This is a genomic window from Pseudosulfitobacter sp. SM2401 (assembly GCF_042932805.1).
Lineage (GTDB): Bacteria > Pseudomonadota > Alphaproteobacteria > Rhodobacterales > Rhodobacteraceae > Ascidiaceihabitans.
The window spans coordinates 2,510,829-2,525,836 of record NZ_CP170633.1; the positions used below are offsets into that span (position 1 = coordinate 2,510,829).

14 protein-coding genes and 1 tRNA gene are annotated in these 15,008 nt (G+C 58.0%); 3 read left to right on the plus strand and 12 right to left on the minus strand.

The window, feature by feature from the left end:
- Nucleotides 1-98 precede the first annotated feature (98 nt).
- A tRNA-Gly gene (locus ACFIO0_RS12495) sits at nucleotides 99-173 on the minus strand.
- Between the two features lie 201 nt (nucleotides 174-374).
- Between ACFIO0_RS12495 and ACFIO0_RS12500 the strand changes: the two genes are divergently transcribed.
- Nucleotides 375-533: a hypothetical protein gene (locus ACFIO0_RS12500; protein WP_390910726.1), complete on the plus strand. Its 159-nt coding sequence runs from the start codon at nucleotides 375-377 to the stop codon at nucleotides 531-533.
- A gap of 9 nt (nucleotides 534-542) precedes the next feature.
- Here the strand turns inward: ACFIO0_RS12500 and ACFIO0_RS12505 are convergent, their stop codons facing one another.
- Both ACFIO0_RS12505 and ACFIO0_RS12510 read right to left on the minus strand, forming a co-directional pair.
- On the minus strand, nucleotides 543-1,274 hold the full coding sequence (locus ACFIO0_RS12505) for an Asp/Glu racemase (protein WP_390910727.1): 732 nt from the start codon (nucleotides 1,272-1,274) through the stop codon (nucleotides 543-545).
- Nucleotides 1,271-2,299, minus strand: coding sequence for a pyridoxal-phosphate dependent enzyme (locus tag ACFIO0_RS12510; RefSeq protein WP_390915336.1), 1,029 nt, complete (start codon nucleotides 2,297-2,299; stop codon nucleotides 1,271-1,273). Before ACFIO0_RS12510 ends, ACFIO0_RS12505 begins: the two co-directional genes overlap by 4 nt.
- A gap of 143 nt (nucleotides 2,300-2,442) precedes the next feature.
- Here ACFIO0_RS12510 and ACFIO0_RS12515 point away from each other — a divergent pair, with 143 nt between their 5' ends.
- Complete coding sequence (locus tag ACFIO0_RS12515; protein WP_390910728.1) at nucleotides 2,443-4,005, plus strand: trimethylamine methyltransferase family protein; 1,563 nt, start codon at nucleotides 2,443-2,445, stop codon at nucleotides 4,003-4,005.
- 17 nt (nucleotides 4,006-4,022) lie between these two features.
- Here ACFIO0_RS12515 and ACFIO0_RS12520 read toward each other — a convergent pair whose 3' ends face one another.
- From ACFIO0_RS12520 to ACFIO0_RS12535, 4 genes are read right to left on the minus strand one after another with little or no spacing between them, the layout of a single operon-like run.
- Nucleotides 4,023-5,357 (minus strand): FAD-dependent oxidoreductase, encoded by a 1,335-nt coding sequence (locus tag ACFIO0_RS12520; RefSeq protein ID WP_390910729.1) that lies wholly within the window; start codon nucleotides 5,355-5,357, stop codon nucleotides 4,023-4,025.
- Complete coding sequence (locus ACFIO0_RS12525; protein WP_390910730.1) at nucleotides 5,354-6,850, minus strand: aldehyde dehydrogenase family protein; 1,497 nt, start codon at nucleotides 6,848-6,850, stop codon at nucleotides 5,354-5,356. Before ACFIO0_RS12525 ends, ACFIO0_RS12520 begins: the two co-directional genes overlap by 4 nt.
- A 4-nt stretch (nucleotides 6,851-6,854) precedes the next feature.
- On the minus strand, nucleotides 6,855-7,772 hold the full coding sequence (locus ACFIO0_RS12530) for a dihydrodipicolinate synthase family protein (RefSeq protein WP_390910731.1): 918 nt from the start codon (nucleotides 7,770-7,772) through the stop codon (nucleotides 6,855-6,857).
- Nucleotides 7,773-7,779: 7 nt separating this feature from the next.
- The gene (locus ACFIO0_RS12535; RefSeq protein ID WP_390910732.1) at nucleotides 7,780-8,487 is read right to left on the minus strand and encodes an FCD domain-containing protein; all 708 of its coding nucleotides are present in this window, start codon (nucleotides 8,485-8,487) and stop codon (nucleotides 7,780-7,782) included.
- Between the two features lie 82 nt (nucleotides 8,488-8,569).
- On the opposite strand from ACFIO0_RS12535, the gene ACFIO0_RS12540 reads away from it, so the two are divergent.
- Nucleotides 8,570-9,529 carry a helix-turn-helix domain-containing protein gene (locus ACFIO0_RS12540; protein ID WP_390910733.1) on the plus strand — a complete coding sequence of 320 codons (960 nt, stop codon included), beginning with the start codon at nucleotides 8,570-8,572 and terminating at the stop codon, nucleotides 9,527-9,529.
- On the opposite strand, the gene ACFIO0_RS12545 is transcribed toward ACFIO0_RS12540, so the two are convergent.
- The 5 genes from ACFIO0_RS12545 to ACFIO0_RS12565 all read right to left on the minus strand — a co-directional run bounded on the left by ACFIO0_RS12545 (nucleotide 9,526) and on the right by ACFIO0_RS12565 (nucleotide 15,002).
- The gene (locus ACFIO0_RS12545) at nucleotides 9,526-10,146 is read right to left on the minus strand and encodes a hypothetical protein (protein ID WP_390910734.1); all 621 of its coding nucleotides are present in this window, start codon (nucleotides 10,144-10,146) and stop codon (nucleotides 9,526-9,528) included. The genes ACFIO0_RS12540 and ACFIO0_RS12545 overlap by 4 nt on opposite strands.
- Nucleotides 10,147-10,157: 11 nt before the next feature.
- Entirely contained in the window at nucleotides 10,158-12,398 is a 2,241-nt protein-coding gene (locus tag ACFIO0_RS12550; protein WP_390910735.1) for a molybdopterin cofactor-binding domain-containing protein, read from the minus strand.
- A 4-nt stretch (nucleotides 12,399-12,402) separates the two neighbouring features.
- Nucleotides 12,403-12,861, minus strand: a complete 459-nt coding sequence (locus ACFIO0_RS12555; protein ID WP_390910736.1) for a 2Fe-2S iron-sulfur cluster-binding protein — start codon at nucleotides 12,859-12,861, stop codon at nucleotides 12,403-12,405.
- A 144-nt stretch (nucleotides 12,862-13,005) separates the two neighbouring features.
- Nucleotides 13,006-14,118 carry an S-(hydroxymethyl)glutathione dehydrogenase/class III alcohol dehydrogenase gene (locus ACFIO0_RS12560; RefSeq protein ID WP_390915337.1) on the minus strand — a complete coding sequence of 371 codons (1,113 nt, stop codon included), beginning with the start codon at nucleotides 14,116-14,118 and terminating at the stop codon, nucleotides 13,006-13,008.
- 104 nt (nucleotides 14,119-14,222) lie between these two features.
- Complete coding sequence (locus tag ACFIO0_RS12565; RefSeq protein WP_390910737.1) at nucleotides 14,223-15,002, minus strand: IclR family transcriptional regulator C-terminal domain-containing protein; 780 nt, start codon at nucleotides 15,000-15,002, stop codon at nucleotides 14,223-14,225.
- Nucleotides 15,003-15,008: the final 6 nt, after the last annotated feature.

Genomic DNA, 15,008 nt, shown 5'->3' on the forward strand with positions numbered 1-15,008 from the left:
TCGCACCGGCTGATACAGGCGTGCCTAGCCTGAAACCAACGAGGGTTTGGGCCAAAAAACGTCAGATTTTATCTATTTTAGCGATCTGCTGGAAAAGGTGGAGCGGGCGGAGGGAATCGAACCCTCATCTTCAGTTTGGAAAACTGAGGTCTTAACCATTACACAACGCCCGCGTCATAGGTTTTACTGTTAGACCTAGGGTGGAATTACGTCATAGCCATCAGAGGGTCAAGACCGGATCGTTTAGAATTTCAGGGCTCCGGAACAGGGGCCATGCGTCCGGCGCAATGCGGGATTGCGTGGCGTCCCCTACCCTTTGCCGCAGCGCAGCACTATGTGCCAGTCAACGCAACAACAGCCCAGTTAGGTATATCATGTCCCGTTTGTTTTCCCGCCTCAAATCCAGCTTTGACACCACATCGACCATCGCCCAAGCCATGGAAATCCATGCCCTCAGCGACAAAGAAATGGCGGATCGCGGCATGAAACGGATCGATGTGGCCCGCGCGATCATGCTGAACACTGCTTGGTAAAACCGCACTTTAGGTCGGGGCGAACAATTGCCCTGGCCCTTGGGCCGCCACGCCGCCCAGACGCGCCATGTGCCAGGCCAAAACCTGGTTCGAGCTGAGCACAGGCAGGCCGATCGCCTGTTCAAGCGGATCGATCACATCCAAAGTGCGCAAATTTGTGCACGATAAAAACAGCGCATCTACGTCTGCGTCTTTGCACAGCGCGGTTGCTGCGGCGATGATCGACGGCCCGCTGATCCGCACCACTTTGGCTTCTTGCGCTTCGGCGAAGCTGCCAAAGACCGGCGTTTGCACGCCCCCCGCGGCCAAAACATCGCGCAACTTGCTTGAAACCTCTTCGATGTAGGGCGACAAAAACGCCAAACGTTTGATCCTCAAATGCGCGCAGGCTGCTTGCAAGGCGCTGACGGGTTCGCTGACGTGGCTGGTTTTTGCACCTTCGTTTACCAGCTGTGCGATCTGACCCGGGCCTATCTGCGCAGTGCCCGAGGTGCAGCCGTATCCGATAACCCCAAAATCCTGCGCCTGCGGCAACAGACCGGCCGCATGTGTGATTTGCCCTGCCATCTGTTGCAGCGTGTCCGAGGTGACTTCGGCCCCACTTGGCACCCGCGAAACATAGAGCGCAACGCCCGCCAACATCCGTTGCATGTCGCGTTCAATGGTTTCGTCGGTTTGCAATACGATCAGGCCCAGCGGGGCTGCGCCGTCGGGGGCCAATTCGTAGCTGAAAACGGTCATGCCGGTTCTTCGGACAAGATGCACAAAACAGTCGAGGTTGCGTTTAACCCCAAATCACCGACCTGCGCCGCAAGCAATGCTGCGATCCCGGCGGCGCCTGACGAGGATGACGCCATGCCATGATCGGCAACGGCCTGCACGCCTGCGGCCCCTTCGGCCTCGGAAATTGTCACAAAAGCGTCGGCATCTTGCGCCAATCCTTTGAGCGCAATCAACGACGGTTCTTTGCAATCGAGCCGCCCCATGTCTGACACTGGACCCGCGCTGACCACCGCCTTGCCCGCGTTGATCGAGTCGATGATGGCCGGTGCGAATTCCGGTTCGACCACGATAATTTTCGGCACATCGCCCCATGCTTTACGCGCCAGTGCAGCACATGCTCCGGCCAAACCGCCAACGCCCGCTTGCAGGATGATGTGCGTCGGTGTGGCGGGGACCTGTTCGATCGCCTCGCGCATCAGCATCAGGTAGCCTTCCATCAATCGATGCGGGCGGTCGAAATATCCGGGCCACGAGCTATCGGACAGCAAATCCCAGCCATTGTCGCTTGCGGCTTTTGCGGCGGCGGCCATGCTTTCCTCGTAGATATCGCCTTCGCGGCGTACATCAGCGCCGATGCCACGCAGCCTTTCAGCAAAGCTTTCGGGGACCGTTTCGGCGATGTAGACCACTGATTTGGCACCAAACGCTGCGGCCCCTGCGGCGACGGACATGCCGTGGTTACCCGCACTTGCAGTGACGTAAGTGCGATCTGCGACAGACCCGTTTGCGGCGTCATGGGCGATCACATAGGCCGCGCCCAATGCCTTGAAACTGCCTAGCCCCATGCGGGCGCGTTCGTCTTTGATCCACAGCGCGTCAACACCTAGATCAGCGGCCAGCTGATCCAGCGACGCAAGCGGCGTAGTGCCAGCGTGCGGGCAACGAGAAATGAGGGCGGCGACCGTGGCATCGTCCGTGCTGGGCAACGGGACATCATCAAGGCCTGCCATTTGGCGGCGCGGGGTGTTCATCAGTATATTCATACGTCCCAGAAACCCCTGTTTGTCCAATTCGTCAAGCGCCCAGACAGACAAGATGTGGTCGAAATCCGTCATGATGCTTCGCTTAGTGACAGGTCACAGAACCCGCGGCGTGGCAGTTTTGCGTCAACACGAAGGAACTTGATATGAATGACGCCAGCACTGAACCCCGCCGCCTGTCCCGCCAAGGGGGACGCGCAAACCGCCGCGCTGCCCGCAGCGTCACCGACACTGCGATGTTGCCGGGATTGTTCAACAAACTGCCCGCCTGCGAGGTCATGACCGGATCACAGGTCGAACGCATTGACGCGGCATCCATGGACATTCTGGAAAACGTCGGCGTGGTGTTTCGCGACGAAATTGCCTTGGCCGATTGGAAAGCTATCGGCGCAAAAGTCGTTGGTGAAACCGTGTATCTGGACCGTGCATTGGTCCGCGATTTGATTTCAACGATCCCGACGTCATTCACCTATCACGCGCGCGATCCGAAAAAGAACGTCGCCCTTGGTGGTCGTCATTCGATCTTTGTGCCGATGACCGGCGCGCCGTATGTGCGCGATCTGGACGATGTGCGCCGCAATCCGTTGATGGCGGATCTGTCGATGTTTCACAAACTCAGCCACATGATGCCATCGTTGCATTCCTCGGCGCATCACATCGTTGAACCCTACGATCACCCGATTTCACAACGCCATCTGCGCATCACCTATTCTTCGATGAAGCATTCGGACAAGACGTTCATGGGCATGACAACCTCGCCCAAGAACGCCGAGGACGTGCTGGACATGTGCGCGATCCTATTTGGTGATGAATTCATGGAAACGCACCCTGTCACGACCGGCAATTGCAACGGAAATTCGCCTCTGGTGTGGGACGAAACGATGTTGGGCGCAATGCGCGCGTTTTGCAAACGCAACCAGCCCGTGTTGTGTTCGCCGTTCGTGTTGGGCGGTGCCAATACGCCCGCGTCGGTCGCCGCATCCGTCGCGCAATTGAACGCCGAGGCCTTAAGTGCACTGGCCTACACCCAAGTCATCCGCCGTGGCGCGCCTGCAATTTACGGGCATTATTTGTCCACCGTTTCGATGAAATCCGGTGCCCCGATGGCTGGCACTCCTGAAATCTCGCTCATGAACTTTATGATCGGGCAGATGGCGCGGTTTTACGAGGTGCCTTGGCGCACGTCGAATACGTTGGGTGGGGCCAAAACCTTTGATGCGCAAGCCGGCTACGAAAGTGCCACAACCCTGTCCGCCGTCATGCACGCGGGCGCAAATTACATCTGGCATTCTGCGGGTTGGAACGAGGCTGGCATGCACTGTTCGGTCGCGAAATTCATCGTCGATGCCGAGCAATGCGCGATGGCCTACCGCATGGCCGAAGGGCCAAATTGGGATGACTTTGATGATGCGCTATCCGCCGTGTCAGACATCGGTCCGGGCGGGCACTATTTGGGGCATCAACACACCCAAGACAACTTTCAAACCGCCTATTTCATGCCCGAAATGTTTGACAACAATTCGATTGAACAGTGGCAGGCCGAAGGTGGCGTAGAGATCACAGAACGTGCGTTGAACCATGCGCGCAAGCTGTTGTCTGAGTACCAAGAGCCAACATTGGACATCGCCAAAAACGAAGAGCTATTGGCCTATATCGCACGTCGCGAACGCGAAATTCCAGCGGCAGACGAACTGAACCAGACTTACTAAGCAGCGACGTTCAGGGGCTATTCGGCCCCTGCGCGCCATTCTTTCCAGCGCAGATACGCATTGGCACCCATCTTGGCGAAGGGCTGCGGCGGGAGCCGTTTGGGCGCGGCTTCGGCCTCAAAGAACTGCGTTATTTCAGAGGGATGGCCCATCGCTGTTTCGGCTGCCGCCATTCCCGTCAAAGTCCCGCGGGCGGTTCCCAATCCGTTTTGCACGCATGCACTGTACACGCCGTCCCCGATTGCGCCCGCCACGGCCACGCCGTTCAGCGACAAACACAAGTGGCCCGCCCATTCGTATTGCATTTTCAACCCCGCCAGTTGTGGGAAACGTGCTGCAAATTTTGCCCGTTGCACTTTGGCGGCGCGCCCAACATCCCCTGCACTTGCCTGCATGTCAGGGCGCATCACAGCGCAGGTGCGTGTGACAATCCGGTGCCCGCCTTGGCCTGTGTCGATCCGGCGCACCGTGGTGCCCATCGGGTCGGACGGCGTGACGCCCCAGCGATCCGCACCGCCAAGGCGCGCACGCAGTTCATTGTCCAGTTCCGGCGTCATCGAGGCGAATAGAAACAGCTGCATTAACCGTCCTTTGGCAATGCCGAAGCTTTCCAAATGACCGTTCACAGCCAAAATTATCTTGGCGGCGGTGACTTGGCCTTTGGCGGTTTTCACACACCAGCTTTGCCCCGCGCGCGCAAAAGACAACACGGCGCTGTTTTCAAACAGATTTGCGTGCGTCGCAACCCCTGCCGCCAACCCGCGAATGTAACCTGCGGGCTGCAACATCACGGTGCCAGGCGTGAACAGGCCAGACGCGTAGTGACGCGATCCTGTCAGCTCATGCATCGCTTGCGTATCCAACCACTCAGAGGTTTCGCCAAGCGTGCGAAGGTGGGATTCGTAGCTGCGGTTGTGCGCGTCCCCCGCAGCACTCGCAGCCCCATTCACCTTGCCCGATTTATCGAAATAAGCGGGGGCAATGCCGAACGTTTCAGCCGCCTCTGCTCCAAACGCAATCGCTTGCCGGTTCAGCCGCGTCAGCAACTGATCGTCGCCAGCGCCGGCATAATCGTCCGATGCCAAATCATGCGGCAAATCAATCATAAACCCCGAATTGCGACCAGCGGCCCCCTGCGCGACGCGCGCCGCCTCAAGCACAACGACATTGGCGTTTGGGTCCAGTTGGCGCAGACGCAGGGCCGCTGACAATCCAGCAAACCCCGCCCCGATCACGACAACATCGGCAGTGATTTTATCCTCAAGCGTCGGATATTGTGCGCCGTTGCCAAGGATTTCCGCCCAAGCCGCCGGTCCTTGGTGAACTGGCGTGCGCGCAGCCAAATACGTCAATCCACGGCCTCGTCATCATCATCCGACAGGTCGATCCAAATGGTTTTCAGTTGCGTGTACTGATCATGCGCGTGCACCCCGTTGTCGCGCCCGCCAAAGCCCGATTGCCCAAAGCCACCAAAGGGGGTCGAAATGTCGCCCTCGCCGTAACAATTTACCGTCACAGTCCCTGCCCGCAGCATGCGCGCGCCGCGAATGGCGCGCTTGGCATTGGCCGTAAACAGTGACGCGGCAAGGCCAAAGGATGTGTCGTTTGCAACGCTGATTGCCTCGTCGAACGAGGCCACCGTGATCACGGACAGAATCGGGCCAAAGACTTCCTCGCGCGCCATGACGTGATCATTGCCGGGCACCTCGACCACGGTTGCCTGCACGAACGCACCGTCCGCTTTGCCACCGATCAACACGTTTTCTGCCTTGTCCAAATAGCCGCATACTTTGGCGGTGTGCGCTGTGCTGACCAGCGCACCCAACCGTGTTTCTGGGTCCAACGGATCACCCAAAGGCCAGTGTTTCATGTGCGCACCGATGCGAGTCAAAAGTTCGTCTTTGACGTCTTTGTGCACGATCAGGCGCGACGCGGCAGAACAGTTTTCGCCCATGTTCCAAAACGCACCGTTGACGATGTGCTGTGCAACACGGTCCAGATTTTCGGCGTCATCCAAGACCACGGCCGGGTTCTTGCCACCCATCTCAAGCACTATTTCTTTGGCGTTGCTTTCGGCCGCGTAGCCCAGGAAACGTTTGCCGGTTTCGGTGGATCCGGTAAAGCTGACCAAGTCGATGTCCATGTGTCGCCCGATAGGTTCACCCACGTCCGCGCCCATGCCTGGGACAACATTCAAGACGCCCCGCGGCAGGCCCGCTTCGGACGCAAGTTCGGCCACCCGCAATGCCGTCAACGATGTTTCCTCGGCTGGTTTCACAACGACGGAACATCCGGATGCCAGCGCCGGTCCGATTTTCCACGCGAGCATCAGCAGCGGGAAATTCCATGGCAGTACCAGGCCCACCACGCCCACAGGTTCGCGCACGACCATGGCGATGTGATCGTCAGACGCAGGCGCAACCTGATCGTAAATCTTGTCGATCGCCTCGGCGTGCCATTTGATGCAGTGGATCGTTTCTGGGATATCGACCGTCTCGCAATCAAAGACGGTTTTACCGCTGTCGAGGCTCTCCATCACTGCCAATTCGCGGGCGTTGCGGGTTAGCAATTTGCAAAAGCGGATCAGGATGTCTTTGCGCGCGGACGGGTGCATGCGGGACCAGCGACCATCCTCAAATGCTTCGCGGGCTTTGGCAACAGCGTGGTCCACATCCTCAGGACCGCAGGCCGCGACATCGGCTAGTTTTTCGCCCGTCGCAGGGTTCACTGTTTCAAAGGTTTTGCCGGATGCCGCCGCGCGGTAGCCCCCGTCGACGAACGCATTTGTGGCAAAATCCATATCAGCAGCAAGCGCGCGGTATTCTTCTGTTGTCAGTAAATTCATGTCTCTAACCCTCGCTCATGATTTGGGAAATTGTGGTTTGGCACACGCGGATCACCTGTTCTAACGCGCGTTTGTCGTCTTTGTTCAGCGCCTTGAGTGGCGGGCGAATTGCGCCGGTGTCGATGCCCTGAAAGGTGACGCCGTATTTGATGCATTGGACGAATTTTCCGCCCTGCTCCAACACCCGCATCAGCGGCATCATGGCCGACATAATGCGGCGGCCTTTGGCGAAATCGCCCTTGATGGCACAGGTTTCGTACAACGCGATGTGCTCGGCCGGCAAAAAGTTGGACCCGCCACAGACCCAGCTACGCGCGCCCCATGCAAAGAATTCCAGCGCTTGATCATCCATGCCGCAGGACATTTGAATGTGTGGATAATCACGGGCCAACAGGTGGACGCGGTTGATGTCGCCCGAGCTTTCTTTGATCCCGCAGATGTTGCGCGAACGCCCCACGCGGTCGAGGAATTCTTCGCCCATGTGTACCCCCATCCGGCCCGGATAATTGTACAGCATTACCGGCAGGTTCGCGGCCTTGTCGATCGCCAGCGCGTTCAACGCATTCTCGCGCTCCGTCGGCACGGAATACGGCGGAGTGGCAAGCAAAATTGCATCCGCCCCCATAGCGCGAGCACCCGTGGCCATCAGGATCGAATCCGCAGTCAGCATCGATCCCGTACCGACAATCACAGCCACGCGCCCCTTGACTTGATCAACGGTGAACTTCGCGATTTCCATGCGTTCCTGTGCGGTTTGCGCATAGTTTTCGCCGGTTGATCCACCGGAAATCACGCCATGAACACCAGCCGCGATCAGCATTTCGATGACATCGGACAAGGCATCAAAGTTGACGCTGTGATCGTCGTGAAAGGGGGTCACGAGCGGCGTGTAAATCCCTTCGAATTTGAAAATTGGGGTCATGGGGTCCTCAGGCTATAGAACGGGGCAATTCGCCAAGCGGCACATCAAGTCCACTGGGCATAACGAAAGATTGGATTTGATCACGCGACAGACGCCAATGATCAGCGGCCAGTTGCGCGGCAGTGTCCGCATCGTGGGCAATAATCGCCGCAATGATCGCGTCATGCTGCGTGCTGGCGGCCGAAACCTTGTCAGTCATTTCACCGTCTTGCGGGCGATAGAACGTCATCGAAATACGGGCGTGATCAATCAACAAACGATGAAAGCTGGGCCGCAAATAGATGTTGTCAGCCATTTCGCCTGTGACCGCGTGGAAATGGTTGTTGGCCAAGGCGCGATCGGCGGCTGACCCTGTGGCAAGCGCTGCTTTGAATGCATCCTGCGCGTGCTGTAGTTCGACAATTTGCGCATCCGTGCGGTTGTGCGCGGCCAATTGCAGGATCGCGCCATAGACCATCGGTGCTGCAACAAAGAAATCGCGCAATGACCCTTGCGACATTTCACTAACACGTGCGCCTTTGTTTTCACGAAGCTCAACGTAGCCCGCACCGGCCAAGTCACGCAGCACTTCGCGCATGGGCGTGCGGGACAGATCGAATTCGCGGCTGAGGCGCTGTTCGTCCAGATCGGCCCCCGGGCCACGTGCTTGTGTCAGGATCGATCGGGCCAGCATGTCGTAGGCGGCTGATTTTCTATCTTTGGGTGTTGTGGGCATAGGTCATTTTGCTGATTGCTGTAGATTCTAAAAATGGTATACACATTGTACACAACTTGCACCACATCGAATTGCGACTGCTATGAACACCCACACGACACCTGAACATTTTGTCTTTTTGCTGGTGCCTGAATTTTCGCACCTCGCGTTTTCCTGCGCGGTGGAGCCGTTGCGGATTGCCAATCTGGTCAGCGGCTCTGAACTGTACCGTTGGTCGTTTGCCGCTGAAAACGGAACAACCGCGACCTGTTCAAACGGGTCGGTCACGCAGGTGCACCACGGCTACGCAGATTTACCCCCTTGTGACCGATTGTTTCTGCTGTCTGGCATCCATGTCGCAGATCACGTTGGCCAAGCATTGCTGGGAACGTTGCGCCGTGCTGCCCGTTCACCTGCGGCTATCGGGGCGTTGTGTTCTGGTGCCTACATCCTTGCCCGCGCTGGCATGCTGAACGGGATGAACGCCGCGATCCACTGGGAATTTCATGACGGGTTCATGGAGGAGTTCCCAAAGGTCAATCTGCTACGCAACGTGTTTGTGACCGACGCAAAACACATCACCGCAGCGGGCGGCACGGCGACGGCAGATTTGATGCTGCATTTGATCGAAACGGCGCATGGATCGGACCTTGCCATCGCTGTGGCCGACCAGATGGTGTACAACGCGGTACGTGATGCAAGTGCCGAGCAACGCGTGTCGTTGCAATCGCGTCACGGTATGCGCAATGCGCATTTGGCGCGGGCTATCCAGATCATGCAAGACACACTGGAAAGCCCTGTGTCCCCAGCCGAAATCGCTGATGACATCGGTATTTCTGTACGCCAGCTGGAACGTCTTTTCGGGCGCTACCTGAACTGCTCGCCCAAGAAATATCACGTCGAAATGCGGCTGGAACGCGCCCGCAATCTGCTGATCCAAACCGACCGCAGCGTGACCGAAGTTGCCTATGCCACAGGCTTTGAAAGCCCGGGGCATTTCAGCCGAGTGTACCGCGCCAGTTTTGGGTTAAGTCCTTCAAAGCAAAAGGTTAAAATTACCTAATCGTTTGCGCAAGGCATGCCCGAAACGCCCCATGCCAACACGTCATTGACGTGTTCCTGAAGGCTGTAGGGTGCTGGTTCGCGCCCACCGCCCGGTGCCCATGCCCAGTGCAAAATGACGTCGTGATCAAGGTGGCCGGCGATGTCCATAAAGGTGCGGTCGCCGTTACGCTCTGGGTCGCGCAACTGGTTGCAGACCTCGATTGACGACTTGCCATTCCATTCGAATTCAACGGGCGGTAATTGCCATTCAGCGGCGACTTGCGGGGCCATGTGCGCGCCTGAATTCCCGCCGGTTTTGTTGGTGACGTGACATGTGGCGCAAGGGATGTGCTCCGCACCAATCCGGCTTTCGCCTGCGTTGATGTTCATGCCATGCGGACGGGCTTTGCCGTAGCTTGGGCCTGACCACATCGGGCGGTTGCTGTCACCAACATGGCAGTTGGAACAGCGCGGATGCGAGGCGACTTCGTAAATCCGCCCCCACGCAACCAGTCCTTGTTCAACCGAAACCGATCCCTCAGCGGGGGGTAAAATTGTGATCTCGTCCGATGCGGCCCAAGCCAATGTTCCAGTAAAGCCAGCAACAGCCGCAGCGATAAAAAAGCGCGTTTTCATGTATCGCCCCCTCACACAAAATCGATGAATTTGTTCATCGGCATTTCGCGAATACGCTGACCGGTCGCTGCAAAAATCGCGTTCGACAAGGCGGCCGCAGCAGGGGGCACCATCGGTTCACCCATGCCACGGATGTGTTCGCCATTCTCGAGCCCCGCCACCATAATGTTGGGCGTTTGATACATCCGCATTCCTTCAAACGCGTGGTAGTTTGATTGCTCGACCATCCCGTCAGAATAGGTGATTTCCGAATTCATCGCGTGCCCCAAGGCCCAGATGACGCCACCCTGCACCATGTTTTCAAAGTTCACCGGATCGACGACTTTGCCCACCTCGGCTGCCACCCAGACGTTATCGATTCTGATGCCAGCGTCGGTGTTGGTGACCTCGATCACCTCGGCCACGGCCACACCAAAGGACATGCAGAATGAAACGCCGCGCCCTTTGTTCGGACCCAGTTCCGAACCCCATTTCGACATCTCGGCGACTGTTTCAAGCGTCTTGCGCGATGGATCATGCCAGCATAAACGCATGCGTTCTTCCATCGGGTCGGCACCCGCAGCAACGATCAATTCATCCAGAAACACGTCGTGGAAAAACCCGTTTGTCGACGCCCCAACGGAGCGCCAAGAACTGATCGGGCCAAGTTCTGGCGCGCGGTATCCGGTCACGCGATAGTTCGGGATCGACAAGGGCTGTTCCCACGCGCCGGCCACGATTTGCGTATCGGGGCCGGGTATCGACAACCCTTGGCGCCCCATTTGACTGGCGATCACCGAAGGCATTGCGATGCCAAGATCGTAGGCTTCGACCTGCCCGTTTTTCACCGTGCCACGCCCCCGTGCCATCGCGATTTGGCGCGTGTCATTGTGGGTCATATCCTCTTCGCGACTATACGTCAGTTTGACCGGCGTCCCCTTTACCGCCATCGCAATTTCGGCGGCTTCTTTGACCACCCGCGCCTCAAGCCGGTGCCCAAAGCTGCCCCCCATCATCAGCACGTGAACGAAGACTTTGTCGTAATCCATGCCCGTGATGTCAGACACGTTAGTTTGCAAAAAGCGCGGAATTTGCGTGCCGGTCCAAACGTCAACGCGGTCATCCTGCACGTGCACCACGGCCGTGATTGGTTCCAACGGCGCGTGGGCCAAATAGGGCGCGCGGTACTCGGCTTCGATGATTTCGCCGCTGTCCAACGCGGCCACAACATCGCCTTCGTCCTTTTGGCGGCTATCAAGTTGATCGTCGTTAAAACTGTCGGACAAGGCCTGCCAATGGCCGTCCATTTCAGCCGGATAGGGGGCCGCGCCCCATTCGACGTCAATCGCGTTCACGGCCTGGATCGCGCGCCATGTATTGTCAGCGATGACCGCAATGCCGCCTGTGATCGGCAAGACCTGTTGAACGCCGCGCATGCCTTCGGCCCCGGATGCGTCATAGCTAAGCATCTCGCCCCCGCGCCGTGGGTTTGTGCGCACAGAGGCGTGCACCATGTTGTCCATGTTGAAATCAATGCCATACGGCAACGTGCCGGTGGACTTTGCAACGATATCAACGCGCTGGGTTGGTTTACCCATCAAGCGCCACTGGGACGGATCGCGCAAGGTGACGTCTTTGACTGGATCTAGCGTGGCGGCAATCGCGGCCAGTTCTGTGTAGGCAATCGCCGTGCCATCGGGCAGTTGTACGGCCCCGTTTGCGGTCTTTAGATCCGCCACAGGCACACCCGATTTTTGGGACGCCGCCGCCTTAAGCGTTTCGCGGGCAACGGCCCCCGCGATGCGCAATTTGTCGTAGCCATCCGGCACTGTGGTCGACCCGCCCGTGACCTGCATGCCAAGGAACTTCATCAGCGCGTCCATCACGACCCGTGTGGAATTTGCGCCAAAACTATCATCAGTCGGTGCAAACGGCGCGCCATCCGCACCCAACGCGGTGTTGTAGTAGGCCTTGTCGGGCATGCCGGGATCAATGCGGACTTGATCTAATTCGACGTCCAGTTCTTCGGCGATCATGGCGGCCTGCACGTGGTAGGCCCCCTGCCCGCTGTCGGCGCGCGGCGTGATCAACGTGATGCCATTTGCGTCGATCTTGACGTAAGGCGTCAGCCCCGCCTCGCCGTCGGCAAGATCATTCAGCAAAGGGTTTTTCACAGGCGCTTTGTATTTACAGACGCCAAAGGCCACGCCACCGGCAATGGCAACAGAGCCAAACAAAAACGTGCGACGGGCGATTTTTCCAAGTTTGCTCATGGCGTTATGCTCCGTTCAGTTTTTGGGCGGCTGTTTTCACAGCGGCGCGGATGCGTGGGTAGGTGCCACAACGACACAGGTTTGCGCTCATGGCCGTGTCGATGTCGGCGTCGTTAGGTTCAGAGTTGGTTTCCAAAAACGAAGCCGCCGCCATGATTTGGCCGGACTGGCAATAGCCGCATTGCGCGACTTGATGTTCGATCCATGCCTCTTGCACCGCGTGCAACGCATCAGGTGTGCCAAGGCCCTCGATCGTGATGATTTCGCCATCGATGTCGGCGGCAGCAACTTGGCATGATCGCACAGCGACCCCGTCCATGTGCACGGTGCAAGCCCCGCATTGCGCGATTCCACAGCCATATTTCGGGCCAGTGATGCCCAGTTCATCGCGCAAAACCCAAAGCAGCGGCATGTCGTCTTCGACATCCACCTCGTGTGCGGTTCCGTTGACGGTAAGTTTCATGGCTGCGCTCCCTGCTGGCTTGGACACAATATAGACCCAAAGCCGGCAGAAAAAACCTGCGGATCGCGCCAACCGACAGGCAAATGACGCAACGGATGTTTTACCCGCGGCGTAAGGTGCGCGTGTTCGCGCACCTCGTTGGTTTTAAAATTCGACGACGGCGCGGATAGATTTGCCTGCGTGCATCAATTCAAAGCCTTCGTTGATCTGGTCCAAAGTCAGTTTGTGCGTGATCATCGGGTCGATCTCGATCTTACCGTCCATGTACCAATCGACGATTTTGGGAACGTCCGTACGCCCCTTTGCCCCGCCAAATGCAGTGCCGCGCCAGACACGGCCCGTGACCAATTGAAACGGACGGGTCGAGATTTCGGCACCCGCAGGGGCCACGCCGATGATGATGCTTTCGCCCCAACCTTTGTGCGCCGCCTCAAGGGCTGTGCGCATCACGCGCGTGTTGCCGGTGGCGTCAAACGTGTAGTCCGCGCCGCCTTTGGTCAACTCGACCAGATGTTCGACCAAGTCGCCCTCGACGTTGTTCGGGTTCACAAAATCGGTCATGCCAAAATAGCGCCCGACTTCTTCTTTGTCGTCGTTCAGATCGACGCCAACGATTTGATCCGCCCCAGCCAGACGCAAACCCTGGATCACGTTCAAACCGATGCCACCCAAGCCGAACACGACGCAGCGCGCGCCAATTTCCACTTTGGCCGTGTTGATCACCGCACCGATGCCGGTGGTGACGCCGCAACCGATGTAGCAAATCTTGTCGAACGGCGCGTCTTTGCGCACTTTGGCCAGCGCGATTTCGGGCACAACTGTGTGGTTGGCAAAAGTCGAGCAGCCCATGTAGTGGTGGATCGGCGTGCCATCCAGCATCGAAAAGCGCGTGGTGCCGTCTGGCAATTGGCCACGCCCTTGGGTCACGCGGATTTTCTGGCACAGGTTGGTTTTGCCCGACAGGCAGTATTCGCATTCACGACATTCTGGCGTGTAAAGCGGGATCACGTGATCGCCGACTTCTAGCGTCGTGACGCCTTCGCCGATTTCCATGACAACGCCTGCGCCCTCGTGGCCTAGGATTGCGGGAAAGATACCTTCGGGATCGTCGCCAGAGCGGGTGAATTCATCGGTGTGGCACAGGCCTGTGGCCTTGATTTCCACCAGAACCTCGCCCTTTTTGGGGCCTTCGAGGTTCACTTCCATAATTTCCAGCGGTTTGCCCGCCTCAACTGCGACGGCTGCACGTGTGCGCATCATGCCCATTCTCCCTATTCAATTTCGTTCGAGCGCCCGTCATTGGCAACGCTGCGTTGTCACGATCAAGGCCAGCGATGTGCCGATTTGTCAACGGGTGTGGATCAGCTTTGCAGCAGTTCTGTCAGCTGCTGGGCAGCATTTTGCAAGGTCGTGACATTGCCGGTCAGATCCGACAGCTGGTGGCGTTGCAAGGGCGCGTGTGCGGACAGTGTCGACACCAACCGCCCTTGATCATCGAGGATCGGCACGGCAACGGCGACCATGCCTTCCATGAATTCTTCGTTGTCAGTGGAATAGCCACGTTTGCGCGTCAGGGCCAATTCCGCCTTAAGCGCCTTGATGTCGGTGAACGTCATTTTTGTGTGACGGTTCAGCGCATGGGCGGCCAGCAGACGGTCCAGATACCGCAAGTTCAGCGATGACAAATACATTTTGCCCGAGGCTGTGCAGTGAAACGGAACTTGGGTGCCAACAGGCAGCTGGATACGCAGCGGCCATTTGGTTTCGATGCGGTCCAGATAGACCATGCCTTCGCGGTCCGGCACGGCGATGTTGCAAGTTTCGCCCATCGCCTCGACCACGGAATTCAGGATCGACAGGCGCACGGTGCGCAGGCGTTGCGAGCTCAGCGTGTTGACGGACAGGCGGCGCAAACGTGGCCCGGGCCCATAGGACCGCCCATCAATGTCGCGTTGCAAGAACCCTTCTTCTTCGGCGGTGTGGAACAGCCGGTGAACGGTGGGTTTGGGCAAGCCCAAAGACCCAACGACGTCCGCGGGCGTTACAGGAACACCCGCGCGCGCGACTTCTTCCAGAACCAGCAGCAATCGCAGGTTCGTTGGAATTTGCCCTTTGGTATCAGCGGCCCCGTCGTCCGGCATCTTTCG